A 23,913-nucleotide genomic window follows, 5' to 3' on the forward strand; every position below is an offset into this window, starting at 1 on the left:
GGACCGAGCACCCCCGACGCGAGGACCGAGCCCACCGGGGACCGGGGACCGAGCACCCCCGACGCGAGGACCGAGCCCACCGGGGACCGGGGACCGAGCACCCCCGACGCGAGGACCGAGCCCACCGGGGACCGGGGACCGAGCGACACCGACACGGGGACCGAGCCCACTGGGGACCGGGGACACAAGGTTCCCCTCCGCCGGAAGCCGACTACGAAGGCCAAGGGCAAGGGGAAGCGAAGTGGCCGGTCTGGAGGCCCACAAACGCAGCGTCCGCCGCGCGAGCCGGAGCAGTCGGTGGACCAGCTCGTCCAGCAGGTCCGCCCTCACGTCCCCGAGCTGCTCGCACGGGACGGCAACGAGTCCGTCACCCGGGTTCAGCTGCGGGAGATCCTGCGGCGCGAGGGCCTCCGCGGCGGCCGGAACGACCGGCTGAGCCTCGTCCTCCAGCAGCTGCGGAGCGACGACACCACGAAGACAAGGAGCACCGCCCGATGAAGACCTGCCACCAGTTCAACACCGTCCGTGCGGAGTACCAGCGGGAGATCGGCTACATGATCGCCCACTCCGAACGGCACGAGGGCAGGCCGGCGGCAAAGTCCAGCGCTAAGCAGGCTGCATCGACGAAGCAGCGGATGGCCCGGGCGCTCAACAGCCACGTCGCGCGCTGCCCCGAGTGCGGCTGAACCGGCAAAACCCCAGCTCAACGCCCTACCCGCAAACAGGTGGTCCGGCTCCCTCGCCGGGCCACCGCCCCGCTCCAGGAGACAGACCGTGATACCGCGTCCCCCTCGCTCGTCGAAGCCCACGATCGCCGAGGCCGGCGCCTGGGCGGACGTCCTGGTCCGCCGGCGCCTCCTGCACGCCGCGGTCCTCGGCCCGACCGGCCAGTGGCTCGTCCAGTTCCAGCCCGACGAGCCCGTCCACGTCCTCAACGGGCCGGCCGACATCGTCGAGCTGGCCGCCACCATCCAGCACGGCATCCGCTCCACGAGGTCCGAATCCTGATGACGAACCCGACCCAGAACGGCAACACCCCGGAACCTGCTCTTGACCCGAACTCGGTCTCGGAGCGAGCAAGTTGGGGCGGAAGCGTAGCTTCCGCCAAACCCGCCCCCGAGGGGGCGGGAAAGGACCTGCACCGGGGGGCGCAGGTCCTTCGGGCTTCGACCGAGGGCGGGTCGAAGCCGGGGCAGGAGGAAGATCAGACCGATGGCCGCGCCCGCCGAGAGCGCGCCGTTCGCGCCCGCCAGCGTCCGCGCCAGCCGCCCGAGAAGAAGCGTCTGCACCAGCCCAACACACGTTTCAATGAAGAAGAGTTCGCTCTGATCAAGTCCGCCGCCGCCCGGTGCAGCCTGTCCGTCGCCGGATTCCTCGCCCGTTCCGCGCTCGCCGCCGCCCGCGACCTCGACCGCTCCAGCGCCGAGATCGCCGACGAGCGCGAAGTGATCACAGCCCTATTCGAGAGCCGGCGGCGGCTCGGCTGGGCCGGCAGCAACCTCAACCAGGCAGTCAAGGCGCTCAACTCCGGTGCGGACGCTCCCCAGCTCGAGGCGGCCGTCGCCGCTGTACGGCGGGCCGCCGACACCGCGCACAATGCCGCCGCGCGACTGATCGAGCGCCGCGGCTCATGATCCCCAGCGTCAACTCCTCGGGCTCCCGGACCATCGGGCTCCTGGCCTACCTCTACGGCCCAGGCAAGCACGAAGAACATACCGACCCTCACCTCGTGGCCTCCTTCGACGGCATGTCCCCCGACCCCGGCCGCGACCCGAACGCCACCCTCAAGGACCTCCAGCAGCTCCTCGACCAGCCCGTGATGGCCCTCGCCGAGCACGCCCGACCGGCCAAGCACGTGTGGCACACCTCCGTCCGCGCCGACCCGCGCGACCGGATCCTGTCCGACGAGGAGTGGGCCGACATCGCCCGCCGCATCGTCGCCGCCACCGGCATCGACCCCGGCGACGGACAGTCCGGCTGCCGCTGGGCCGCCGTACGGCACGCGGACAACCACATCCACATCGTCGCCACCCTCGTGACCGAGGACGGCCATCGCCCAGACGACTACCGCTCCGGCGCCCGCGCCCAGGCCGAAGCCCGGCTCATCGAGCAGGAACTCGGACTCCACGAGGTCGCGCCCGGGGACGGCACAGCTGCTCAACGGCCCACGAGCGCCGAACGCCACAAGGCCGAACGGCAGGGCCGCGAGCGCACTGCCCGCGAAGAACTGCGCGAGACGGTACGGCGCGCGGTGGCCGGCGCGACCAGTGAGGAGGAGTTCTTCAACCGGCTCGCCGGTGACGGCCTACTGATCCGTAAGCGCGTCGCGCCGTCCGGGGACCTCCTCGGATACAAGGTCGCCCTGCCCGACGACCGGAACAAGGACGGCGAGCCGGTGTTCTACCCCGGCGCGCGACTCGCCCCCGACCTCTCGCTGCCCCGCATCCGGGAGCGCTGGTCCGGCGACGCCCAGAACAACCCCGCTCCTCGACAGGAGGATGCGGTCCCGGCGGGTCCCGACACTCCGGCCGCTGCCCGCCGCATGACGGCTTCGGTCGCGTGGCAGGCTGTGCTCGTGGTCGAGCAGGGCGACGACGCGGTCGCCGCCGCTCACATCGCCGCGGCCGGCGAGGTCCTGGACGCCCTCGCGAAGACGTCCGCCGCCCACACTCGCCGCGAACTGCGAGACGCGGCAACGGCCTTCGAACGGGCCTCGCGCTCCCACGTCCGCGCCGTACGCGGACACGACCGGGCACTGCGGCAGGCGGCCCGCGACCTCGTCCACGGCGGCCCGGCCCTCGGCCGCGGCGAGGACGGCGCGACCACCGCGATGGCGATCGACATGCTGTTCTTCCTGATCACCGCCGCCGTGCACTGGCACGCGAGGAAGGGTCACGCGCAGCAGGCCGCCGCCGCCCGCCAGGCCGCCGAGCATCTGCGCTCCGCCTACCAGCAGGCCGCGGCCCAGCCTCTCGGCGTGCTCTACCAGCGAGGCCGGCGCCTGAACCGGGCGCTGCTCCAGCGGCAGACGGTGGTGCTGCGCGAGGCGCTGCCCGGGCTGGCCGAGCAAATCCTCGCCGAGCCCGGCTGGTACGCCTTGGCCGCGACGATCGCGGACGCCGAAGCCGCCGGTCACGACCCGGCCACCCTCCTGACCGACGCGGTCGAACGTCGCGAACTCGGCACCGCGGACTCGGTGAGCGATGTGCTGGTGTGGCGGATGCGGCGGATGGCCGACCTGCCCGCCGACGCATCGGAGGTGCCCGCGAACGGCACGACGGGTGGCCAGTCCGCATCACGCAGGGCGGCATTCCGGCCCTCTGCACATGGCCGCCGTCGCGGCTGTTGACTTTGTGAATTGAGGCCGCCCCGGCCATAAGGCACGATCATGACGCGAGCAGGAGAGGCAAGGGAGGACGTCAGGGTGTTTCACCGGATACGCCGCCGGGCGGCGGAGCCCAGCGAGGCGCAGCGCCGATTCTTCGAGCTGTCGGCGCGGCTGCAGGACCAGGTCCCACCAGGGATCGGGGGGCCGCCGACCGAACCGGATCGCAGCGAGCCGGCCGCCGTGGTGGACGACTTCCTTCCGCCGGAACTACGGGTGCCCAGCCACGACCAGCTCGACGGCCGCATGATGCCCTGGGCGCAGCCGCTCGTCCTCGACGGCGAGATGGTCGCCTGCGCCGCGTGCGGCGCGTACCGGGACTGGCTCATCCTCTCTGCCCACGACCAGATCTGGCTGCGCTGCCGGGCCGGCCACCAGCAGCAGGAGATGCGCCTCGACACCGCCTGGTACAACCGGAGCGCCGGGCCGGCGGATGCGACGCACGCCACGTTCGAGGACTGCCTGCGCCACCTCGGGCGCTGACCCCCACACCTACAACCCCACCGGGCCCGCGGGTCCGCACTGACCACCCGTCGCCTAGCACCAAGGGGTCAGTTCCGTCATGCGCGTTCGCGTCACCACCACCGCCCTCGGTATCACCGCCGCTCTCCTCGCCGTGCCCGCCTGCTCCACCGGCACGAAGCCCGACACCGCGCCCTCCGCCCGTACCGGGACGCCGGCCGCCGCCGCCCAGAGGGCTGCCATGCTCTCTTCGGCCGCGCTGGAGACGCGCCTGCTCGACGAGAGCGACCTCGGCAGCGGCTACCTGCGCAAGCCGTCGCGTCCCGCCCAGCACGACGACGTCACCGTCATCGGCTGCCCGGCCCTGAGCGAGCTGGGCGGCGGCGCGGCCACCGGCGGCGCGCTCACCTTCCCGCGCAAGGCGAAGGCCAGCTTCACCTACGCCGGCAGCAGCAGCTCCGAGATCTCCGAGGAGCTGTACAGCGACAGCGCGAACAAGCTGTCCGACGGCATCGGCCGGATCTTCGACGCCATGACCGGCTGCCCCACCTATCAGGTCGTCACGGGCGGCACCGCGATCGACATGGCCTCGCAGAAGCTGCCCGCGCCTCACCAGCTCGGGGACGAGCAGTGGAGTCAACTCCTGACGTTCTCCGCTGGAGGGCGAAGCACCGTGGTGAAGCAGACCGCGATCCGCGACGGCAGTCTGCTGCTGATCGTCTCGGGCTCCCCGGCCCTCGTCGATCGGCACCTTGAGAGGGCTCTCGCCAAGGCGGAACGAGTCGGCTGACCGGCCTGGACATCCTGCTGTCCCCGACCGCGCCGGTCGGGGACAGCAGCGCGTTGCGCGTACGAGCGTTCCCTACCCGAGAAGCAAGAAGCCCGGCCTCCTATTCGGGAGAGGCCGGGCTGGTGCACGTCGGGGGAAGGGGACCGCAGAGCGCTAGATGGCCGGCGCGCGCAGGAGCCGCTCTCGAGTGGCCTCGGGCAGCACCCGGCGCAGGACCGGCGCGGTCGAGCTGAGGGAGGCAGCGAAGGCCGCGACGAGATCGTGCGGGACGCTGGCGCCGAAGGACACCGCCCACAGGCACGGTGCGCCGAGCGCGGGCTCGGCCCACGCCTGCCACCCAGCCGGTCCCACTTCGTCGGCCTCGGTGGTCAGGGCGCGCGGATCGGCGTCCTGGATGAGGGGCGGCACCTCGCCGAGGCTGATGTGCGAGGTGAACGTCGGGTCCGTCGCCGCCGCCTGGGGCTGGTCGATGTCGCGGAGCCAGCCGTGCGCGGCGACGGCGTCGAGGACCAGCTCGGGGCCAGCGATCGGCACGGCGGGCTGGTCGCGAGCATCCAGCGCGACGAGGAAGTCGGCCACGGCCTCGCCGGGGACGTCGGGCGTGAAGTACGCCGACCACTGAGCGAGCGGGCTGCTTGTGTCCGCGCGGGCAGAGATCTGCCAGGCGATCGGCAGATCCCCCAGGTGGAACGGCTCGTCCGCCAGGCTCCACTGGGCCCACCGGAGAGTGTCGGGGCTGATGTGCAGGACGGTGCTGCGCAGGACCTGGCGGTCCTCGTCCGCTTCGTCCGGCTCGTGGCGACCGCGGACGATCGTCAGACTCGTCCAGCCCAGGCCGGCGAGCGTGTCGGCGACGGTGTCGTAGAGGCGCTTGTCGTCGCCGGCCAGGTGTCGGGGACCGACCCAGAACGCGGGCTGGCCGCCGGGCGGGGTGGACGGGTCGAGCGGGAAGTCGGGGTACAGGGGCGCCTCCAAAGGCTCGGTGCGGTTCTACTTGCCGCCAGCAGTTCGGCGGGGGCGGCGCGGTGGTGCCTGGACGGGGCCCTGCCAGGAAAGGGCGACGGCGACCTCGGGCGGCAGATGGCCGAGCTGTGTGTCCTGGTCCCGCCCCTCTGCGAGGTAGACAACGGTCCGGCCGGTTTCGTCCACGGACTGCACGACCTGCGCGAGGCGATGCGCCATGGCGAAGAACGGGTTCATGGCCTGGCGGACCGGAGCGCTCCGGTCACAGGCGGACAGCAGGTCGATGAGCTCGTCAACGGTCATCTCGGGATGCGTCACGAACAGCCTCCTTGTGTGGGGAAAAGGTGAGTGGTGGTTACGGCCTGCCATCGGGAGTCGGCGAGCCGCCCTCGGGTGAGGTCTTCGGCCGCCCCCTGCGGTGTCACACCCGCCGTGAGGTCTCCAGGACGCGTGCCACTGCAGCGGCGACGATGTCGGCCGGCGTCTCCGTGTCGAAGGACACGTGGTAGCCGCGCACCTTGGCTGTGCCGGTGACGGCGATCTTCCATCCTTCGCCGTCGGTGCCGGGGCGACCGAGCGGGAACCAGCCGAGGTAGAAGCGGCCGTCCTTACTGCTGACGTGCACGTCCGCTCGGTCGTCCACGATGAGGTTGAAGTCCTCCGCGGAGAACTGGTCCATGACGAGCGTGGGCTGGCCAGGACCGAGCTGCCACGCGCGTAGCCGCAGGGCTTCGATGGTGGTGGAGAAACCGGGTCCAACGGGAGCCATGGTCACGGGCAATCACCTCTTTGACCTGGGGTTTCTTGCAAGGTCATCTACGTTGACATGGTCTCCCACGCGTTGGCCAGTCTTTCCGTGCGCTTTCCCGTCTGCCCCCGGCGAACTTGTCCTTGGACAGTGAAGCCAGTCGCCCTGTCATCCGATCCAGGCGTTTGACAGCGAACCCAGTCGTGCGGGCTTCCCACACCGCCCCGCCCCCGGAGGTCAGCGGGAATGTCGCGATGTCCTGCCGGAGCGGGGCACTTGTCAGTGGCGCCTCATACACTCCGCAGATGCGACAGGCCAGGATGATGAACTGCCTGGCCGTGGCCCTCCAGGCCACCAGGGCTCATGGGCATGGCGTCTGCCAGGCGCCTGCGTGTCCCGCAGGTCGCCGACACCACGCGGCAGAGCTTCCACGAGGTGTGACGGTCTCCGTGCGGATGTCGGGAGAGGGTTCCATTGCCGTCCTTGTCCAACAGGGGGATTAGAGCTGTGCCTTCCGCTACTGGCTTGACCGATCTGCGCGAGCAGTGGATCCAGAAGATCTGCGCGGGGATTGCCACCTCTGTCGGTCGCCACCACCCCTTGCTGGATCCGGCGCGGATCGTCGGTAACCCGAGTGATCTGGATCTATTGCGTGCCCTCCTGATCCTGCGGATCGCCGTCTTGGACGCGCGTGGCCGGCCCACCGCGCACATCACTGGACTGCTGGCAAAGCACCCGGTCTTCGCCGATCCCAAGCCTGACACGGACCAACTCACCAGCCTGGTCGAGCATGTCCGCCGGCACGTAGAGCGCGACGGCCTTGTCGGTTCCGTCCTGCTGTTCGGCCTCGGACTGCGTGCTGAGGATCCAGAGAGCACGTATGCCCTGCTCCTGGACCACTGGTCACGTCGGTTGGCCCGCGCCGCGACCGCCGCCCAGGTGGCCAGGGAACTGGCCCGGCACTGGGGCGTGGAGGCTCGCACCGGAGAGGCTCCGGTGCCTCTCTCAGCCATATCTCTTGATGCGTACTCCGACACCATCTGGTCCAGAATGGAAGCGGAACGCGACGCTCGTGTACGGCATGCCGCCTCAGTTGCCTTAATCAGGAAGGGCAACGAAGCTCAACGTCTGTGGCTGGCGCAGTTTCCCGCCGACGAGGCCAGGCATCTATGGAAGTTGGGCGCAGATGTGGCCTACTGCACCGCGGCCAAGGGGCACCTTCGAGAGGTAAGCCAACAGCTCCGGAAGAATCACGCTCTGCGGCCAGTGATCGCCCAAGCCTTGGAGCTGGTCAACGAGCAGCTAGAAACACTCGGCGAGGCGATCGGGTGTCTGAGCGACACTGAGCGCGACATGCTGCGGGCGCGCACCCATCAGGAGCGCTTCCAGGACGCCTGCATTCTGACCTTCCTGAACCACTCCCTCGACTTCCGGCAGTCGTACCCAGGCAGTTCCTGTGTTCCCGATGCCGAGGCGGTACACGGCACCTTCGGCCCTCTGCCCTGGTGGAACATCATCGTCCGAACCGCAGCAGAGGCGGAGGCTGCCCTCGCCGCATTCACAGAGGGGGTGCTGCCCCTCGGTTTCGAGCGGGATCCCGAACATCGGAACCGCCTTCTACTCATCTGCCGTAAGCCCAGGACGGAGTCCCTGGGCATGCACGCCCACTTCGTCTTCGACCTGGACAACCCAGGCCACGCCTGCGAGCTGCTCCTCATCGCGAAGCGTGCCGGCGTCCCTATCGACCTCTACGCCCAAGCACACAACGAGTACGACGAAATCGAGTCCACCCACCTGGGCACTGTGTACGCACACATCGGCCCGGAGCTCGCCAGTCTGATCACGGAAGCCGCCACCAATGCACTGGCCCGATCCCTGCCAGACTTCCGTAGTCGCGACCACGACGAACATGAGGGTATCGAACCGCTCGAAGAAGCGTTGCGCTGTCTGTCCCGCGCTCAGGTGGAGCACTTCTCCTCGGGACGCCGCATCACCGCCTCATCCCACCACAACCTCGAAGGTGGGATCGAAGTACTGTCGTCCGACCCGCCAGTCACGCTCTCCGGCTTCTCCAGGGGCATCAAGAGGCACCAGAAATCCGGCAGCTCCCAGAAGACAGGCACCGGGACTCCTCTGCCTCCTCCTCGGACCACTGGGTTCGTGTACGTCCAGCGGAACCCTGCCTTCCGGGACATGCTCAAGATCGGCTACACAGACCTGCTCGCGGAGGACCGAGCTAAAGACCTGTCAGGGACATCGGTCCCCTTCCCCTTCGACGTGCTCTTCAGCGCCCACACGTCCCGGCCAAAAGACGTGGAACAGGCTGTCCACCGCCTCCTCACCACCCAACGCGTCAACGCAAGCAAGGAGTTTTTTCGCGTCTCCCTGGACACGGCCATCGAGGCGATCCGCCGATGCCAGAGGGAGGTAACCGGTATCAACAGCTGGGAGCCGATCCCTGCAATTCATCGCCTGCCCGCGAATGACCGAGTCGTCCTGCCCCTAAGGGCAGGGCAGCTGTTCGCGCTCACCGCGTACCCACATCTGCTCAGCTCGTCCGCTGAGGTTCTCGACATCTGGATGGCCCACGCGGACGGCGACCTCCTGGAGATCCACTCCACTCATGATCCTGGGCACGTGGCCGGAATTAGCGACAACGATCCCGGCGCATACGAGGACCCCGTTCCCTTCCTGGACAGAGACGGAACCGTGCGGAACGACATGCTCCATGGCAGGGAGCGCCTGGTAGCTGGCGACCGGCTGATCTGGTTCTCGGACGAGGAGGGGCCGGCCCACGCCCGCGGCGTCGTCTTTGAAGCGAACGCCTCCTGCCAGGTCACCTACCGGACATCAGCCCCCCGACGGGGCCCGCTGGGTATTCCTCTCCTGCTGAACGACCCTGACCGGGACCTTCCTGATGCTATGGGGGCACTCGTCAAGGATGTCCTCGCACTGCGCCCACCGCGCACCTGGGCTCCCCGGAACCCTCAAGAAGAGGACGGCTGGGCGGTAGCAGCCACCGATCCCCAGCCGCCCGAGCACTGGCTCCCTCAACTCGAACGACGTCGCAAGGACGTGCGCCGGGACCGACCCTGAGTATCGTGCGGTATAGGGGCCAGCTCGACGAGTCCATGTCCAGCGCCAGGACTGAACCACCAGTCAGATCGCAAGCGGGCCCAGAAAGATCCTTCGTCAACCGACCCCAGTCGGTGCAGGCCAACGCGACTTCAGCGACCAACTTCGCTGTCCAAGGACAGAGCTGTTGCCTTCCGCTCCCATTTCACGTCGATCTCACGAAGTCACCTGAAGGAAAGGGGTGGCCAACCAGGGGCCCGGGGTGCATGCTGGCCCGTTTCCCATCGTGAGGAGAAGTACATGGAGATCCGGCCGCTTGAGGAGTTGCGCGCCGCGGACGATCTGGCACTGGCGTTCAACCCCCACGGACTTGGCGGCCGTATGAGGCCCGAGGACGCCGCAGAGTTCCAGCAGCGGCAGATCGCCGACTGCGACCTGGCGGAGGGTGTCGCGGCAGGAACGCGCGACTCCTTCGAGCGGCTGCGCACCGTCTTCGCCTACGGCGTGCTGTGCTACGACGTGTACACCATGGTCGGCGACCAGGCGCTCCTCATCTACGAGCAGGCGTTGCGCGACCGCTTCATGGAGTGGTGCGCCGGCACCGTCACCTTCCGTCTCCCCCAAGCCCCGGACGTCTCCTACACCGTCACGTCGTACGACGACGTCAAGAAGCGCGCGGACAGAATGACGCGGCAACGTGCGAAGCTGGTCGTCGCCACCCACGCCATCGAGTTCAACGGGATGCTGCACGGGCTCCGCCTGTGGGCGCGTACGGCGGGTCTGCTCCGCGGGCGGCGCAGCCGCGCGGTCGAAGACGCGCTGGCCAAGCTGCGTAACTACGTTGCCCATCCCTCCGGCCATCATGTCGATACCCCCGTCGGGGCGGCCCGAACGGTGCGGGACCTGGCGGAGCTGATCAACCAGTTGTGGGGGCAGGCCACTCCCGACGGGCGCCTGTACCCGGCACCTCTCCACCGGGAGATCGCCGTACTGAGCTGGAACGGTTCCGGGCGGGCGCGGATGGAGCCCGCCGACGCGCTCACCGCCCCCGACCCCACGGAAGATCAGGAGAGCGACGAGTATCAGCACGTCGTGGTACGGGCCATCCCCTTCATTCCACAGAGCCGCTGGAACGACGATCACTGGGCGGAGTTCGACACCCGCTACGAAACCACACGGTTCCCCACGGAATACCTGTGGGGACCGGGCACCCGAGAGGAGGCCCGGGCGTGGCTGGAGCAGGGGCGCCCCGAGGGGGACAGCGTCGACTTCACCGACCGGGTGTTCCTCGTCCAGGACCACGAACGCCTGCTGCCGCCGATGCGGCCGGCGGTAGCGGCCGGGCTGCCCGACGACGAACGCGCCGGGGTCTGGCATGCCGTGCGGGCCGACTTCCCCGACGACGCCTTCGCGCACGTCCGAGGCTCCAGGGATAGCAGCGCTGGTCACGCCCGACGCCCCGGAGACTGTCCTGCCTGTTCCGCCGAAGTCCTTGGCTTCGGCTCCTACAACGAAGCCCTTCGCGCCGCGGCAGCCGTTCTCGGACCGATCGAGGCGGTACAGCTGCGCTCCATCCGACTCCCCTTGTCGATCTTCTGGCCCGACCGACCGTGAGTGGTACAACACGAGGAGACGGGTGGCAGGCCAACAACACCAGTCGCCATCGGACATGGCCGCGACTGCGCCCTGACGACAGGAGCCATGCAAGATCGGCAGCCCGCCGCCCGGCCCCGGGAGGGCCCAGGCCCGTGCCAGGGTAATCCCCATGAACCCCATGATCCCCGCACACGTCCCCGACGAGCCGCCGCTCACCTTCGCCGACAGCTTCGACATACCGGTCCTGTTCCGTAATGGACCCGCGGACAAGCCCAAGAGGCAGTGGCGGACCCACAAGCACAAGGCGTGGACCGGGTCGGACGGGTTCCCGGCAGCGGACGGCTGGTACGCCCCGACCACCACGTGGCGCGAGATCATCAAGGCCGCCACCGAGGTCGGCCGCGATATCACCCCGCACCTGCAGAACCAGCCGCGGTACGCGCACGGGGAACTCGTCGCCCGGGTTTCCCCGCTGTACGCCTACCTCGGCGCTCACCCCGTTAAGCCGCGGCACCCCGTGCCGGGCGCCAAGGGCCGGCGCCTGACCCTGAACCCGGTCTACGCGCACGGGACAGAGCGCACGGCGAAGAACGCCGCCGCCTACCGGCTGGGCATGACGATGACCGAGTGGGCCTGCCGTTCGCTGCTGGGCCTCGGGCAGACCGAACATCTCGAACTCGGCGGTCCCATCCCCGCCCTGAGCGAAACGTTCAAGGACCCGAAGAAGAAGCTGCCCGACCTGTGGGGACGGCACGAGGCGGAGGAGATGTACTGGCTGATCGAGGCCAAGGGCGGCAACGTCGGCGTCAGCACGCTCCGCAAGGGGTGGGCACAACTGGAGGCTGGCAGCAAGATACTCGGCTCGTACGCGCACCGCGCCGTCCTGGTCGGAGCGTCCGTGCGGCCCGGAGACGACCTCTTCCTCACCATCGACCACGACCTGCACCCCGGCCAGCCGCCGCTCCACCCGGACGGATCCGGCACCGACGACGAGGCAGCGGCGAGCCCGGGCAACCTCGAAGATCACCTCGGCGACAGCGACGACGCGCTCATCGGCGCGGCCCGCGCCCAGATGCTCGCCTACCTGGCGCTGCGCTCGGCTCCCGCCTCTCATCTGCGCACGGTACCGGTGCCGGCCGACCGCGCTTCCCGTCGCCGGCGCTCCGGGCTGACCACCCCCCTGGAGGACGACGGCCTCACCCTCGCCTTGCGGGCCGACGCCCGCGGAGCAGCGCCACACGTCGAGCAGCACACCCTGCGCGCCGGCATCCGCACCATGGGGCTCGACGACTTCCTCACCTGTCGAATCCCAGGAACCGAGGTCCACCTCGGCATGTCCCGGAAGCTGTTCGCCGCCTGCGAGCGCCTCCACGAGGAAGATCTCGCCATCGCCCGGCGCACCCCGGGGCTGCGCGCCGAGGACCAGCTGGCCGTCGACCAGGGGCTCAGCGAGGATGCTCAGGAAGAACAGCGCCTCACCCAGCGGCGGATCTTCCGCGAGCAGCAGGAGGAAGCCCGTCCACGGCTGCGCCCCCTTCTCCGTGACGCCTACGAGCGGGGTGCGACAAGCGACTGGAGCGACCTGCTGCGCCGTCCCCAGGAGCCGGAGCTCGACCTGGAGGGCGACGAGGGTCTTCTCGAAGCGGCGACCCCGGAGACGTACCTGGCCGTCAGCCGCTACGACCTGCCCCCGATCCACGCCTAGCCAGCGGCGATGTGACTGAGCCGCGCATCACGAGTCACAGCCGATCCCTGCGCCTGCTACCTGCACAGATGCGACGGAAATCGAACACGTGATGCAATATCGGTATGCGATGCTCTGCTTTCCCCGAGGACCTGATCGCCGCGCAGTCTGCCTGGGAGCGGACCTATCGGAGCCTCGCCGACCCGGTCCACCCTGGGCGGACGACGGTACTGCGTCGGCGCCTGTTGGAACTGTCGGTGCAGGTGTGGTGGCACGCCTCCTGGCATGAAGCCGGCACCGGGCAGCGGGTGGCGCTGCGCACGGCGGCGCGGGAACTGGGATCCGGGGCAGGATTGGTGGACGGCCCGAGCGGTGGCCAGCGGACGGCCGGATCCCTTCCGGCCCAGATAGCGCTGACCTTGCCCGAGGAGAAGCCGAAGCTCGCCAGGCGAACGCCCGGACGCGCCAACTGGAGGCGCAGGCGCGGCAGATGGAAGCACACGCTGACCTTGTGCAGTGGGCCGTTGACCAGACTCGCGGTGGACCCGTTTCTCCCGGGGACCTATTCGCTGTCATCACCTCGGAGCAGCTCCAGACACTCAGCCGTCTGGCCGAGACACCGACGGAGCTACACCTTCCGCCGGAGGTCTCTCGCGGAGAGTAGGGATGCCGTTAACGAGCGGCCCCCTTGTGCCATGGCTCACCGTGATGTCCGGGGCGGATTGGAAGGCGTCCTTGGAGGTGCGCCTCATCTCCGGCGGCAGGCTCAGCCAGCTCGCGCCATTTGCTCCGCGCGGGTCCGATGCCAGGCATCCAGCCACCGGGTGCGCGCCTCGGGCTTCACCCTGCATGCGTCCAGGAAGGCCGTGAACGCCCTGATATCGGGTGGCATGTGACCGGCCAGAATACGCCGGGCCGTTCTGGGGTCCAGCCTGCTCCCTGTGCGCATCTTCATCTCCAGCGAAGCCGGTGAGCCGACTGACTCGTACAGCCTGATCAGGAAGTTCGGTATCTGGCTCGCGGTGAAGATCGAATTAGGCGACCAGGAGCGCGGGTCCGGCAGCGGAGCCGGCCCACTGTTTTGTACCCGGTGCCAGGCTTGCACCCAGAGGCCCCGTCGAGCGGGCTTCCGTACTTCGACCGCGTCGAGGTACGCCACGAACTGGGCCAGGGTGGCCGGCACGGTCTCCCCGTTGGCGATGCGGTGCGCCGTGGAGGGCGGGAGCTTGCCATGACGTCCCCCCGCACGTTCATGCATCTCCGCCATGGTGGGCGCGCCATCCAACTCGTACAGCTCGACCAGCGCGGCTCTCATGCCGAACTTATCGCGCACCAGATCGGCCCGGCGGGGCCCCGGCTTGCGTGGCTTATCCACCAAGCGTTGGTGGTACCGGGCGTGCTTCCACAAGTAGATGGCGCGCTCGGTCGGCCCGCCGCACCCGGTGATCGCGGCGAGCAACACCTTCCGGGGAGGTACGCATGTGCCCGAGGCAGCCCTGCGCAGCGTGGCTGCCGACTCGCCGGTGGCCTTGGCGAGTCGGTCATACGACAGCCCCGCCTTGTGCTTCCACTCTCGCTGGAAGTCGGCCAGCGTGCCGACCTCCGCGATGTCCCACACGACCGGGTTCTCTCGCCGTCCCACGGCCGTGCTCACTCGTCCTCGACCAGCTTGCTGACCTTCTTGGCCAGCCTGCCCGCGGAAACCCTTCCGGTGTCCACCGCCACCACGAATGAGGCGATCAGCCCCGTGACGGCCAGCAGTACGAGCTCCTCGTCCAGGGGCGTGCCGGCAAGGCGCAGAAGTACCGCCGCGGCGAAGACGACCGTGACGATGGCCACGGGCCCCCGGCCGGACACCTTCGGGACGGAGGACGGCAGCGTGGCACAGGCCGGGGAGGTGGTGTGGGGTGGCTGCGTATCGCGCGGGTACGACAAGGCATTCTGACGATGCTGACTCATGGTCACCTCGATGAGTGCGCGGTCGGCCAGGAAGGTGCCGACCGGCCGGTGTTCTGGCTCCAACCAGTTCCGAGCACAGGCGCTTGGCGTCGCCCTGACGTGTCCGGAGGCTGTCGCCATCTTGTCAGCTATCTGGCCCATCGCCCCCGCTGGCGGACGCCGCAGACGCCGATTCCGCTATGGGTGTCCAAGGTTCCGGGTTGACAACTTGCGCTGGGACCGGCGGCTGTTGGTCACCTCGGCCCGTCACGCCACGAGAGATGATCGTGCCGTTCAGCCGACCGGTGTCCGCGATCATGGAGCTGATTCCGCCACGCTTCACCCAATTTCGTGCGACCACCCCGGCCTGCCTTGCTACTCACCTGCGCGGGCGGTAATCCTGGGCATGAATGCAAAGAGGCACCGCCACGGTGTCCCTCGGCGTCACCCTGACTGCTGGCTCCAACCACAGGACTGGGACGCACCATGCAGGCCCGTGTTGGCGCACGGCCTGCGGAACAAGCCGGTGCCGCCCTCTGCGGTCACCGGCTTTCCGCGTCTCAGGACCGCCGCACCTCACCCCGCTGTTCTGGATCCACATCCGGCCCCTTCACTCGGCCGCGAACCCCTCGACCCGATCCTCGTCATCCCCGACCTGGTCGCGGAAGTCAGCGCGGACACCGCCATCGACCGAGGCGCGTGGAGACACCCGGTGCGCTTCGTCCGGCCGCGCCTGGACGTCACCGTGGCCGACGTGCCGATGTTCGGGGAAGGCATGCAGCCCTCCAGCGGCTGACCCTGCCGTCGCCCGCGATGGCTGCGCAAAGCGGTGCAGCGGACCGTTGACTGGACACTGCTTTCAGCCGGGGACCGGGACCAGCACCGGAGGTACTGCCCCCCAATCGGCCATTCGCTCGTTTCCCCAGGTCAGCCGCAATGGGCAAGCTTCGGCGGAGTTTAGGGGCTCCGCTGGGCGGTGTGGCGGTCTTAGCGAAGGTGGACCCAGTGGGCACGCGGCGGTAGACGAGAGAAGGCCCCCGGGATGACGTCCCGGGGGCCTGCTGGTGGCGGGGTGATCTTCGGCTAGTTGGTCTGGCTGGTGTCGTCCGGCTCGGGCTCGGCCGGCGTACGACGGCGGGTGACGATCAGGGCGGCGGCGCCTGCGGCGACGAGGAGACCCGCGCCGCTGGCAATCCACGGGGTGGCGTCGGCGCCGGTGTGGGCGAGGGCGCCGGCCGGAGCCTTCGGCGTCGTGTTGTCGTTCGGCCCGGCCGCTGCGGTGGGCGAGGAGACGGCGTCCGGCGTGCTGGTGCCCGTAGGGGAAGGCTTTGTCCCGCCGGTCCCGCTGTCGCTCGGCTTGTCCGCAGGTGTGGACGGGGTGCCGGTGGGCTCGTGCGTCGGCTTATCTGACGGGTCAGGCTTCGGAGTGGTGGCGGTCTTGGCGTTGGTGACGGTCACGGTGACCGGCGCGCCGGGGCCTGCGGTGAACGTCTTCGACGGCTTGTAGAGGTCGTAGCCGGCGGGGGCTTCGATCTGCTTGACCCAGAATTCGGTCTTCCGGCTGGTCACGGGCAGTTCTCCGGTGGCTGTGCCCTGCGACCCGGTGGTGAGGGTGAGCAGGGTCTCGCTGCCCGTTCCGATGTTCACGGTGGATCCGGGGAGCAGCTTTCCGGTCTTGTCGTCCTTGGCCTGGAGGAGGACCTTGGCGGCCTTGAACGGGTCGGTGATCGTCAGCGGTGTGGTCGCGCCGGGGGTGACGATGACGTCCTGGTCGGCGACGACCTCGTGGAGCGGACTGCCGGAGGAGGTTTCCTTCAGCCGATACACACCGGGAGCGAGGTCGGGGAAGGTCAGCTTGCCCTGTGCGTCGGTCTTCCCGCGTCCGGCCTCCTTGCCGGTGGAGTCGAGCAGGAGGAACTCGGCGCCGGGAAGGACGTCCCCAGCCGCGTCCTTCTTGGTAATCGCGATGCTGCCCGCATCTGGGGCCGGTGTCTCGGCGGGAGCAGCGGAGGCCGAGGGCGTCGGCTCGGACGGCTGGGCGGTCGCGGCCGGCGCCCAGGTGAGGGTGCCGGTCACCGCGGCGGCGACGGCAGCGGTTCGGACGGCGCCACGGACGAAACGAGCATGCACGGGAAGAGGGTCTCCTTGATCAGGTGGTGGGGAGGTCACCGGGTCCGGCCAGCGACCGGAAGCGCGGGCGGCGGGGCGGGGGAGCGGACTTAAGGTTCAGCGGACGCGGCCACCACTGCGGGCGACTGGCGGGGCGGGAGCCTTGTGGGCGGTCCTGCCCGCAGCGCGGCTCGGCGCGGACGCGGTCCACGCGCCGGGGAACCAGACGGCGGTGTACTGCTCGATCGCATCGCGCAGGCCGGTGGTGACGGCGCCCTCCCACGGTGGCTGGCCGGGGCGGTGGTACTTGTCGAACGTGCCGTACTGCTTGGTGCCGCTTCGGGTGTTGTGGGCTTCGTCGCGACGGTGGAAGGTGCCGTGGTCCTCGAAGCTGAGTGCCACCGCATCGATCTCGCCCCGGTCCGCGTGGAGGACCGCCAGGCGCAGGCCGCCGTAGGTGTCCGCGTGGATGGTTCCGGTGAAGGTGATCCGCAGCCGCAGCGGTGCGCCCGGGGTGGGGGTTGCGTAGTAGGTGTTGCCCACGACGGTGCTGTCGTGGAACGGGAGGCACAGTTCGGCGAAGAACTCGGGGGCCTGCAGGGACAAGAAGGGGCTCCGCTCGAGGTCGAGCGGTTGTTATCGGCGTGGGCCGGGCAGGGCCGGGCGGCTGGTGGTGCTCCAGCGCGGGACGCTGGGAGCGGGGAGCGCGGCCGGGCGGCGTGATGCGGTAGCCCGTTGTACGTCCAGTGGGGTGGGGGCCGGTGGCTCGGGAGGGAGGATGTGGGTGAGCTGGGCCATGCCCTTGATGTAGCTGAGCGTGTCCTGACGCCAACGGGGCAGCGGGGCCGGGTCGGAGACGCACTGGGTGACGGCGGTGAGCAGGGCGACGGGGGTGTCGGTGCTGGCCGTCGCGTACCAGACGGGGCGGTCGATGGACTTGCCGGCCCACAGCTGCCAGCGGGCGTCGCGCGTGGTCAGCTCGGCTTGCGGATCGAGGTCCCCGGTGGTGAACTCCAGACCGGCGAGCCTGTCCGGGGACTGGACCGCGAAGACGCCCCAGCGCGGACGGTCGATCTCCCAGCCCTGTTTCAGGAGGGGCACGACGGCGAGGAAGGGATCGTGCTCGTCGCTCCCGGCGACCGGCCTGGTGAGGTGGGCGGCCGGCCCCTGTTCGTACGCCGTGGCGAGAGCGGTGGTGAAGGCGGCCACGAACTCGGTGGGGAAGCGGTCGTTGAAACAAACACCCCACGTCGGCGTGCCGAACGGGTCACGGTAGGCGTTGATCCGCCAGAGCCCGTCGTCCTCGCCTTCGGGAAGGTAGCCCAGGCGTACGCGCCGGTCGGGGGCGCTCACATACACGTTGCCGTCCTCGTCGCGCTGGAGTTCCCAGCCGAGTTCGAGGAGCGGGGCGAGGGCGGGGTCGCCGATCCCGGTGGTGGAGGCGAGGTAGCGCGGGGAGACGTAGACGTCTCCATCGATGTCGTGGCGCGGGTCGGGCTGGTGGCTCATCGTTCCGCCCGCGTCGTCACGGTGATCTCTTCGGCGGCCGTGTCGAGGCGTTCGTTGACCTCGGCGGTGTCGCGGCCGATGACGATGTAGAACCCGGCCCGGGCGGTGAACAGGTCACCCTCGGGCGGAAGGAGGAGCAGGTCGCCGACCTGTCGCATCCACTGCACCTGCCGCAGCCACGGGTTGTGGGCGGCGAATGGCTGGTTGACCTGCCGCTCCGTGAGCATGCCGGAGGCGGCCGGGTAAACCATGCGGATGCCTGCGGCCTGGCGGCGGGTAGGGGTGAGGTCCGGGGCTCGGCCGCAGGCGAGGTCGGCGGCGGCCTTCGGCAGGTCGATGCCGGTGGCGAGGCGGACGAGATGGCCGATCATGTCGCCGCCGATCCTGGCGTTGACCTCGATCAGCCGGGGCCGGCCAGCCACGAGGCGCATCTCGACGTGCTGCACGCCGTCGGTGATCCCCACGGCCTTGACCGCCGCCGCCACGACAGGGGCGACCTGTGCGAGGAGCGGGTCGGTGGCATCGACGGTGTGTCCGGTCTCGTAGAAGTACGGGGCGGGCCCGAGGCTCTTGCGGGTCACGGCGACGGCGGTCGTCTGCCCGCGGTGGGTGACGCATTCGACGGAGACTTCCGGGCCGTCGAGGTACTCCTCGACCAGGACACCGGTGTCCTCGCGGCTCTGGCTGGCTCCGACGGAGGCGAACTCAAATGCGACGCGCAGTTCTTCGGGGCTGTCGATGCGGATCACGCCGATGCTGCCGGCGGATGCGGCGGGCTTGATGACGGCGGGGAAGCCGATGGTCGTCGTCGCCCGTGCTGCCTCCAGCAAGGTGCGGGCCTTCTTCGAGGCGGCCGTCGGGACCCCGTGGCGGGCGAAAAGCGTACGGGCGATGGCCTTGTTGCGGCAGGCCCGCATCACCTCGACGGAGTCCGCGGGCAGACCGAGCGCGCGGGCAAGGCGGGCCGTGGAGACGAGGTGCCACTCCTCCCAGGTGACGACACCGGAGAGTTCGTGGCGTGCCGCCAGAGCCCGGCCCGCGGAGAGCAGTGCGGCGTCGTCGTGGAGGTCGACGACGGCGTGGTCGACGATGTACGGCTTCTCCCATGACGGCACGGTGCCGGTCAGCAGGACGACGTCGTACGCGGCAGCCACCTGCTCCAGGCAGTAGCCGCGATAGGTCTCATCGCCGGGAGAGACGACGAGCACGAGGGGGCGAGCGGACAAGAAGGAGTTCTCCGGATCGTTGGACGGCAGGACGAGGGAAGAGGCTGTCAGTCGGCACGGCGGCGGCGTAGCTCGAACGCGCTGGCCCAGTGGGGATGTGCGGCGATCAGCTGCCTGGCGTAGAGGGCGGTGTAGTTGTTGTTCAGACCGGGGACGCCGTACGGGAGTTGTCGGCGCAGGTCCTCGAAGAGGTCCTTGAGGCTGATGCGCGTGGCGCCGACGGCAAGGCGACGGGCGGCCATGCGCTCGAGCGCGCTGTAGACGTGCGGGTTCTGTGCGTCGAAGGCGTGGAACTGCTCGGTGATGGTGCGACCGCTCGTACGGTTCGCCCTGGAGCAGGCAGCGGGCATGGGGAAGTTCTCCACAGGCTGGGGAAGCGCACGGGGTCAGGTGCGCAGGGCTGGATCGGTGCGCAGGCGGAGGAAGGCCAGGATCAGTCCGAGGGCCTGCAGGACGGCGCACGCGGTGATGACGTGGCCGAGCGCGTCGGGCGGGGTGATCGCGGTGAGCACGCCGGCGACGGGGAAGGGCAGCAGGAGGATGAGGATGGTCGCGGACAAGGTGCTGCCGAACTTCTCCGGCGGGATCAGGCGGGAGCGCAGCGTGCGCAGGACCACCGTCATGCCGCCCTCTGCGGCCATCAGGACCGCGACCAGGACCAGGTAGGACAAGTAGTCGGGGGCTTGGGCGGCGGCGAGGGTGGCGAGCGAGGCGATGGCGGCGCAGGCGGCACCGACCGGCCACAGTCCCAGGCGGTCGATCGCGAACCGGCAGAGCGTGACGCTCAGGAGCGTCGCTCCGGCAGCGGCGGACCAGACCAGACCGACAGCGGTGGTCGACTGCCCGTAGTGGTTGACGACGATCACCGGACCGGCCGCCTGGAGGAAGCCGATGGCGAGGTTGGACAGGGTCAGGCCGGTCACGAGCCAGCCGAGCGCGGGCAGAGACCGGACGGCCCGCCACCCGGTGAGCAGTCCCGCCCCCGTGTGGCCCTTCGGCGCCCGGGGCGGGGTGACCGGCGACGGCGGTGTGCGCAGCGCGAGCAGCGCGGCGAGCAGCGAGAACGCCGTGATGACCACGAGCATCTGCCCAGGTCCGGCGAGCAGCAGCAGACCTGCCAATGCCGGGCCGGCCAGGGTCGCGGTCTGGTCGATCCCAAGCAGGACGGCTTGGACACGGTGGGCCCGCTCACCCGCGCGGCGGCCGGCGGCTGCGCCCGCGGTCTCGGCCGCGATGTAACTGAACTCCGTGAGCACCCCGGTAACCGCGGCGAGCGCCATCACCGTCACGCTCGCCACGGCGCCGGATGGGTGGAGGTAGAGAAGGACTGCGCCGACGGCGATGACCAGCGCGCGGCCGAGGGAGGCGAGGAAGAACACGACCGATGCCCCACGCCGGTCAACGATCCCGCCGGCCCACCCGAATGCTGCCAGCCGGGGAATCCACTCCAGGGCGAACGCCAGGCCCGTCAGCGCCGGGGAGCGCGTGGTGACGAGCACCAGGAGCGGGATGCCGTAGGTGGACATGGCGAACGCGAGGGCGTCCACCGTGCGCGGCAGGTAGATACTGCCCAGCAGCCCCCCGGTGTGGTGGGCGTGCCGGGGGGTGACGCCTGCGCTCACGCGACCGGCTCGGCTTCAAGGAGCACGGTGACCTGCGGGTTGGCGTCCAGCCACTGCAGCAGCAGAGCGCGAGGGTGGGCGAGATCCGTTGCGGCCCCGGCGCTAAGCGTCTCCTCGCCCGCTGGGCGTGGGGAGCCATCGGCTCGGTCGGCCACGAGCGCGGGGACCAGGAGGCTCAGAGAGTGCTGGAGGCGGGTGGTGAAGTCGCAGACCCGGGTCGGGTAGGCGTGGCTCCGGGCCCAGCGGGCGGTGGCGTCATAGACGTCGGCCAGCTCGGAACCTGCGTCGGTAAGGGAAAGGCCGGCGCCGGGTGCGACCCGGGCGAGACCGTGCGCGCGGGCAACGTGGGTGGTCCGGCGAAGGTGGTGCGAAGAGAGGTCGGGAAGGGTGGCGGCGAGCCTTCTCGGCAGGATCGGTCCGTTGTCGTCGATCTCGGTGATCAGCCGTATCAGGCCCGGCGAAGACAACAGGGCCAGTGCGTTGCGGAGTTCGGCCGCAGTGAAGGAGGCAGTCATCGGCGCGGACCTCCCGCCACAGGCGCCGCCTTCGGCAGGGCAGTCGTGATGTGCGAGAACAGGTCGCGGTTGTGCCACGTCGGGCGAGAGGCCCCTCCCACCCGGGCAGCCGACGAAGTTGCGGGAGCTGGCAGCGATTGATTGCTGACCCACTGCTTCGGCGCGGACGCGGCCCCCGGGCGCCCCCAGACCGGGTGCTGGGCAGCACGGGTGAGGGGCTGCCCGGAGGACCACGCGGACAGGGCACCGAAGACGGGCCCCAGGCCCTCGCCCGCCGCAGACAGGCGGTAGGGCTGGCCGATGCCCTCGGTGTCGACCAGACCGTCGGCCACGAGCTGCCGCAGCGGCGGGTACACGTTGGTCCAATCGCTGCTGGGCATGACGATTCTGGCCAGGGCCCGGCCGCTGACCTCGCCGCGGGACTTCAGCACCCACAGGATGGCGGCGGCATGCCGCCGGGTGAGCAGGGTGAGGCTGTCCTCGATCTGCTCGATCGCGGGCAGCGGGCGGTCCGCCTTCTCCAGATGTTCCTCGGCCCAGGTGACGATCAGCGGCAGTACCGGCAGCAGGGCTTCGCCGCGGTCGGTGTGGCCGTAGGTGACGTGCCGCGAGGTGTGTTCGGTGCGCTCGACGAGGCCGGCGTCGCACAGCGACTTGAGCTTGGGGTGGAGCTGGCCGTTCTGCAGCCAGGACACCTTGCCCGCCAGCTCGCTGTACCGCAGCGGCGGACCGGACAGGGCCAGCAGGATCCGGACGTTCCATCGCGGGGTGATCATGGCGAGGGCTTCGGTGACCCGGGCGATGTCGGCATCGGTGTCAGGGGGCAGAGCGGTGATGGCCAAGGGAGGAACTCCTGGATGAGTCAAGGGAAATCGCCTGCGTGTCAGCGCCGGTGCGCCGTGCTCTCGGCCGGACGAGGCGGGGCCGGGGGCGGCAGCGAGGGAGTCGGCGGGGGCGGTGCCGGGGCCGGGACGCGCGCCAGGCTCTGCAGAACAGCCAGCGCCGACTTGGTCTGGGCGTCGCGGACGGCGACCGCTTCGGCGAGCCGGCGGGCGCCGTCGAGAAGGTGCGAGACCTCGTGTCCGCCGATCTGCCGCTCGGGATGGAGGAGCTGGGCGAGGCGGTCGCGATGGAAGTCGATGCTGCGCTCGGCGACGGTGAGGTCGTCGTGCATACCGAGCAGGGCGGAGAGCATGCCCGGCGGCTGGTCGCGGGCGTGGGCTTCGAGGGCGGCGAGCGGTGCGCCGTACAGGTCCTCGATCCGTCCGGCTATCTCGGTGGACGTCGAGTGGGGCAAGCGGGGGCTTTCACGGTCAGCGGGCCCTTGGCGCCCCGGCACGCGCGGGGGCCGGAGCGGCAAGGGACGGGGGCAGGGCGGCGGCGACCACCGGCTGCGCCGTACGGACGGGGCGGGACTGCTGGTCGGGGGGCGGCATGGTGCGCAGCAGCTCGCCGAGCGCGGCGCGGTAGCCGTCGCGGGCATCGAGCGCCGCCTCCAGCCACTGCGCGTCGAAGCGGAGGTCACCGGCTGACAGCTCGCCCATGTCCCGGTCGGGCGCCATCGCCTCGTGCACGCGGTCGCGGACGCGGGCGACCTGCTCCTCGGCCAGGGCGAGGAAGGAGCGCAGCTCCAGGGCGCGGGTCAGCGCGGGAGGCGCATCGGGTGCGGTAGCCGTCGCGTACAGCTCGGCGACCGGGGCGCCGAAGACCTCCTGCAGCTGGCCGTCTGCGGTGCTGGACTTCAGCCGGACTCTCACAGCACGGCCCTTCCCGCTCGCGGCACCGACGCCGGCGAAACCGCGGGGCGGTGCGGCGCGCTGGTCGGCACCGCCGGGCCCTTGCGGGCTCCGCGGCTGAGACGGGCGAGGCGTTCGGCAGCGAGGCCCTTCTTCCCCGGAGCGTCCGGATCGAGAAGCCAGGCCACGACCTGAGCTCGGCCGTCGCGTGCAGTGACGGCCGCGTTGACGCGCTGGGCGAGGCCCATCGTGGGGTCGTCGATCTCACCGGGCTGCGTTTCCAGCGCGGCGAGGAGGTCGTCCTCCGCTCGGTCGAGCACAGCCTGGGAGTCGACGAGATGGCCGTGCCACGTGACGACCTCGGTGGCGTCGGGGTTCGCGGCCGGCGCGACGGCGACTGCGGCCCTCAACTGATCCATGCCCATTCCGAAGTGGGCTTCGATCCGTTCGGTGAGCACACCCAGGACATCCGCTGTGTCTTCGGGTATGTCGTCGGACAACGGGAACTCCTTTTCGGAAGACAACACCTGGACTTCAGGGGCAGGGAAATGACGG

General features: G+C 70.0%; 26 protein-coding genes and 1 pseudogene. 11 read left to right on the forward strand and 16 right to left on the reverse strand.

Translation table 11 applies throughout. From position 1 onward, the window contains the following. From ABZU99_RS27435 to ABZU99_RS27465, 7 genes and pseudogenes are all read left to right on the forward strand, one after another. A pseudogene (locus tag ABZU99_RS27435) lies at positions 1-498 on the forward strand (hypothetical protein); the annotation flags it as partial. Beyond that, complete coding sequence (locus ABZU99_RS27440) at positions 495-686, forward strand: hypothetical protein (RefSeq protein WP_205033462.1); 192 nt, start codon at positions 495-497, stop codon at positions 684-686. The pseudogene ABZU99_RS27435 and the gene ABZU99_RS27440, both read left to right, overlap by 4 nt. Positions 687-774: 88 nt before the next feature. Next, entirely contained in the window at positions 775-1,008 is a 234-nt protein-coding gene (locus ABZU99_RS27445) for a hypothetical protein (RefSeq protein ID WP_356047149.1), read from the forward strand. After that, a complete protein-coding gene (locus ABZU99_RS27450) occupies positions 1,008-1,634 on the forward strand; it encodes a hypothetical protein (protein WP_356047151.1) in 627 nt (208 codons plus the stop codon). The genes ABZU99_RS27445 and ABZU99_RS27450 overlap by 1 nt, the downstream gene beginning before the upstream one ends. Then, entirely contained in the window at positions 1,631-3,349 is a 1,719-nt protein-coding gene (locus tag ABZU99_RS27455; RefSeq protein WP_356047153.1) for a relaxase/mobilization nuclease domain-containing protein, read from the forward strand. The genes ABZU99_RS27450 and ABZU99_RS27455 overlap by 4 nt, the downstream gene beginning before the upstream one ends. 39 nt (positions 3,350-3,388) lie before the next feature. Continuing rightward, positions 3,389-3,868, forward strand: coding sequence for a hypothetical protein (locus ABZU99_RS27460; RefSeq protein ID WP_356228024.1), 480 nt, complete (start codon positions 3,389-3,391; stop codon positions 3,866-3,868). Between the two features lie 79 nt (positions 3,869-3,947). Then, the gene (locus ABZU99_RS27465) at positions 3,948-4,637 is read left to right on the forward strand and encodes a hypothetical protein (protein ID WP_356047157.1); all 690 of its coding nucleotides are present in this window, start codon (positions 3,948-3,950) and stop codon (positions 4,635-4,637) included. Positions 4,638-4,790: 153 nt separating this feature from the next. On the opposite strand, the gene ABZU99_RS27470 is transcribed toward ABZU99_RS27465, so the two are convergent. The 3 genes from ABZU99_RS27470 to ABZU99_RS27480 form a co-directional block, all read right to left on the reverse strand. Continuing rightward, complete coding sequence (locus tag ABZU99_RS27470; RefSeq protein WP_356047159.1) at positions 4,791-5,612, reverse strand: DUF317 domain-containing protein; 822 nt, start codon at positions 5,610-5,612, stop codon at positions 4,791-4,793. Positions 5,613-5,627: 15 nt separating this feature from the next. Continuing rightward, complete coding sequence (locus tag ABZU99_RS27475; RefSeq protein WP_356047161.1) at positions 5,628-5,918, reverse strand: hypothetical protein; 291 nt, start codon at positions 5,916-5,918, stop codon at positions 5,628-5,630. A 103-nt stretch (positions 5,919-6,021) separates the two neighbouring features. Next, a complete protein-coding gene (locus ABZU99_RS27480) occupies positions 6,022-6,375 on the reverse strand; it encodes a DUF317 domain-containing protein (RefSeq protein ID WP_356047163.1) in 354 nt (117 codons plus the stop codon). Between the two features lie 498 nt (positions 6,376-6,873). Between ABZU99_RS27480 and ABZU99_RS27485 the strand changes: the two genes are divergently transcribed. The 3 genes from ABZU99_RS27485 to ABZU99_RS27495 all read left to right on the forward strand — a co-directional run bounded on the left by ABZU99_RS27485 (position 6,874) and on the right by ABZU99_RS27495 (position 12,724). After that, a complete protein-coding gene (locus ABZU99_RS27485; RefSeq protein WP_356228026.1) occupies positions 6,874-9,444 on the forward strand; it encodes a GIY-YIG nuclease family protein in 2,571 nt (856 codons plus the stop codon). Positions 9,445-9,723: 279 nt separating this feature from the next. Then, positions 9,724-11,037 (forward strand): hypothetical protein, encoded by a 1,314-nt coding sequence (locus ABZU99_RS27490; protein ID WP_356047167.1) that lies wholly within the window; start codon positions 9,724-9,726, stop codon positions 11,035-11,037. A 151-nt stretch (positions 11,038-11,188) separates the two neighbouring features. Beyond that, a complete protein-coding gene (locus ABZU99_RS27495) occupies positions 11,189-12,724 on the forward strand; it encodes a gamma-glutamyltransferase (protein WP_356047169.1) in 1,536 nt (511 codons plus the stop codon). A 745-nt stretch (positions 12,725-13,469) separates the two neighbouring features. Here the strand turns inward: ABZU99_RS27495 and ABZU99_RS27500 are convergent. Together ABZU99_RS27500 and ABZU99_RS27505 are read right to left on the reverse strand one after the other, a co-directional pair. Further along, on the reverse strand, positions 13,470-14,321 hold the full coding sequence (locus ABZU99_RS27500) for a helix-turn-helix domain-containing protein (RefSeq protein ID WP_356228028.1): 852 nt from the start codon (positions 14,319-14,321) through the stop codon (positions 13,470-13,472). A gap of 32 nt (positions 14,322-14,353) precedes the next feature. Then, positions 14,354-14,662 carry a hypothetical protein gene (locus ABZU99_RS27505; RefSeq protein ID WP_356047173.1) on the reverse strand — a complete coding sequence of 103 codons (309 nt, stop codon included), beginning with the start codon at positions 14,660-14,662 and terminating at the stop codon, positions 14,354-14,356. A gap of 475 nt (positions 14,663-15,137) precedes the next feature. Here ABZU99_RS27505 and ABZU99_RS27510 point away from each other — a divergent pair, with 475 nt between their 5' ends. Next, complete coding sequence (locus ABZU99_RS27510; RefSeq protein ID WP_356047175.1) at positions 15,138-15,437, forward strand: hypothetical protein; 300 nt, start codon at positions 15,138-15,140, stop codon at positions 15,435-15,437. 287 nt (positions 15,438-15,724) lie between these two features. Here ABZU99_RS27510 and ABZU99_RS27515 read toward each other — a convergent pair whose 3' ends face one another. From ABZU99_RS27515 to ABZU99_RS27565, 11 genes are all read right to left on the reverse strand, one after another. Further along, the gene (locus tag ABZU99_RS27515) at positions 15,725-16,771 is read right to left on the reverse strand and encodes a SpaA isopeptide-forming pilin-related protein (protein ID WP_356047177.1); all 1,047 of its coding nucleotides are present in this window, start codon (positions 16,769-16,771) and stop codon (positions 15,725-15,727) included. A 96-nt stretch (positions 16,772-16,867) separates the two neighbouring features. After that, a complete protein-coding gene (locus ABZU99_RS27520; protein ID WP_356047179.1) occupies positions 16,868-17,356 on the reverse strand; it encodes a hypothetical protein in 489 nt (162 codons plus the stop codon). 30 nt (positions 17,357-17,386) lie between these two features. Beyond that, positions 17,387-18,259 (reverse strand): DUF317 domain-containing protein, encoded by an 873-nt coding sequence (locus ABZU99_RS27525; protein ID WP_356047181.1) that lies wholly within the window; start codon positions 18,257-18,259, stop codon positions 17,387-17,389. Beyond that, the gene (locus ABZU99_RS27530; RefSeq protein WP_356047183.1) at positions 18,256-19,485 is read right to left on the reverse strand and encodes an ATP-grasp domain-containing protein; all 1,230 of its coding nucleotides are present in this window, start codon (positions 19,483-19,485) and stop codon (positions 18,256-18,258) included. Before ABZU99_RS27530 ends, ABZU99_RS27525 begins: the two co-directional genes overlap by 4 nt. A 47-nt stretch (positions 19,486-19,532) precedes the next feature. After that, entirely contained in the window at positions 19,533-19,835 is a 303-nt protein-coding gene (locus ABZU99_RS27535) for a hypothetical protein (RefSeq protein WP_356047184.1), read from the reverse strand. 36 nt (positions 19,836-19,871) lie between these two features. Then, positions 19,872-21,107: an MFS transporter gene (locus ABZU99_RS27540; protein ID WP_356047186.1), complete on the reverse strand. Its 1,236-nt coding sequence runs from the start codon at positions 21,105-21,107 to the stop codon at positions 19,872-19,874. Next, positions 21,104-21,622, reverse strand: coding sequence for a regulator (locus ABZU99_RS27545; RefSeq protein WP_356047188.1), 519 nt, complete (start codon positions 21,620-21,622; stop codon positions 21,104-21,106). Before ABZU99_RS27545 ends, ABZU99_RS27540 begins: the two co-directional genes overlap by 4 nt. Continuing rightward, positions 21,619-22,464, reverse strand: coding sequence for a winged helix-turn-helix transcriptional regulator (locus tag ABZU99_RS27550; protein WP_356047190.1), 846 nt, complete (start codon positions 22,462-22,464; stop codon positions 21,619-21,621). Before ABZU99_RS27550 ends, ABZU99_RS27545 begins: the two co-directional genes overlap by 4 nt. Positions 22,465-22,505: 41 nt before the next feature. Next, positions 22,506-22,919 (reverse strand): hypothetical protein, encoded by a 414-nt coding sequence (locus tag ABZU99_RS27555; RefSeq protein WP_356047192.1) that lies wholly within the window; start codon positions 22,917-22,919, stop codon positions 22,506-22,508. 16 nt (positions 22,920-22,935) lie between these two features. After that, positions 22,936-23,379 (reverse strand): hypothetical protein, encoded by a 444-nt coding sequence (locus ABZU99_RS27560; RefSeq protein ID WP_356047194.1) that lies wholly within the window; start codon positions 23,377-23,379, stop codon positions 22,936-22,938. Beyond that, complete coding sequence (locus tag ABZU99_RS27565; RefSeq protein WP_356047196.1) at positions 23,376-23,858, reverse strand: hypothetical protein; 483 nt, start codon at positions 23,856-23,858, stop codon at positions 23,376-23,378. The genes ABZU99_RS27560 and ABZU99_RS27565 overlap by 4 nt, the downstream gene beginning before the upstream one ends. Positions 23,859-23,913 lie beyond the last annotated feature (55 nt).

This window comes from Streptomyces sp. NPDC005266, from assembly GCF_040607655.1.
Classification (GTDB): Bacteria; Actinomycetota; Actinomycetes; order Streptomycetales; family Streptomycetaceae; genus Streptomyces.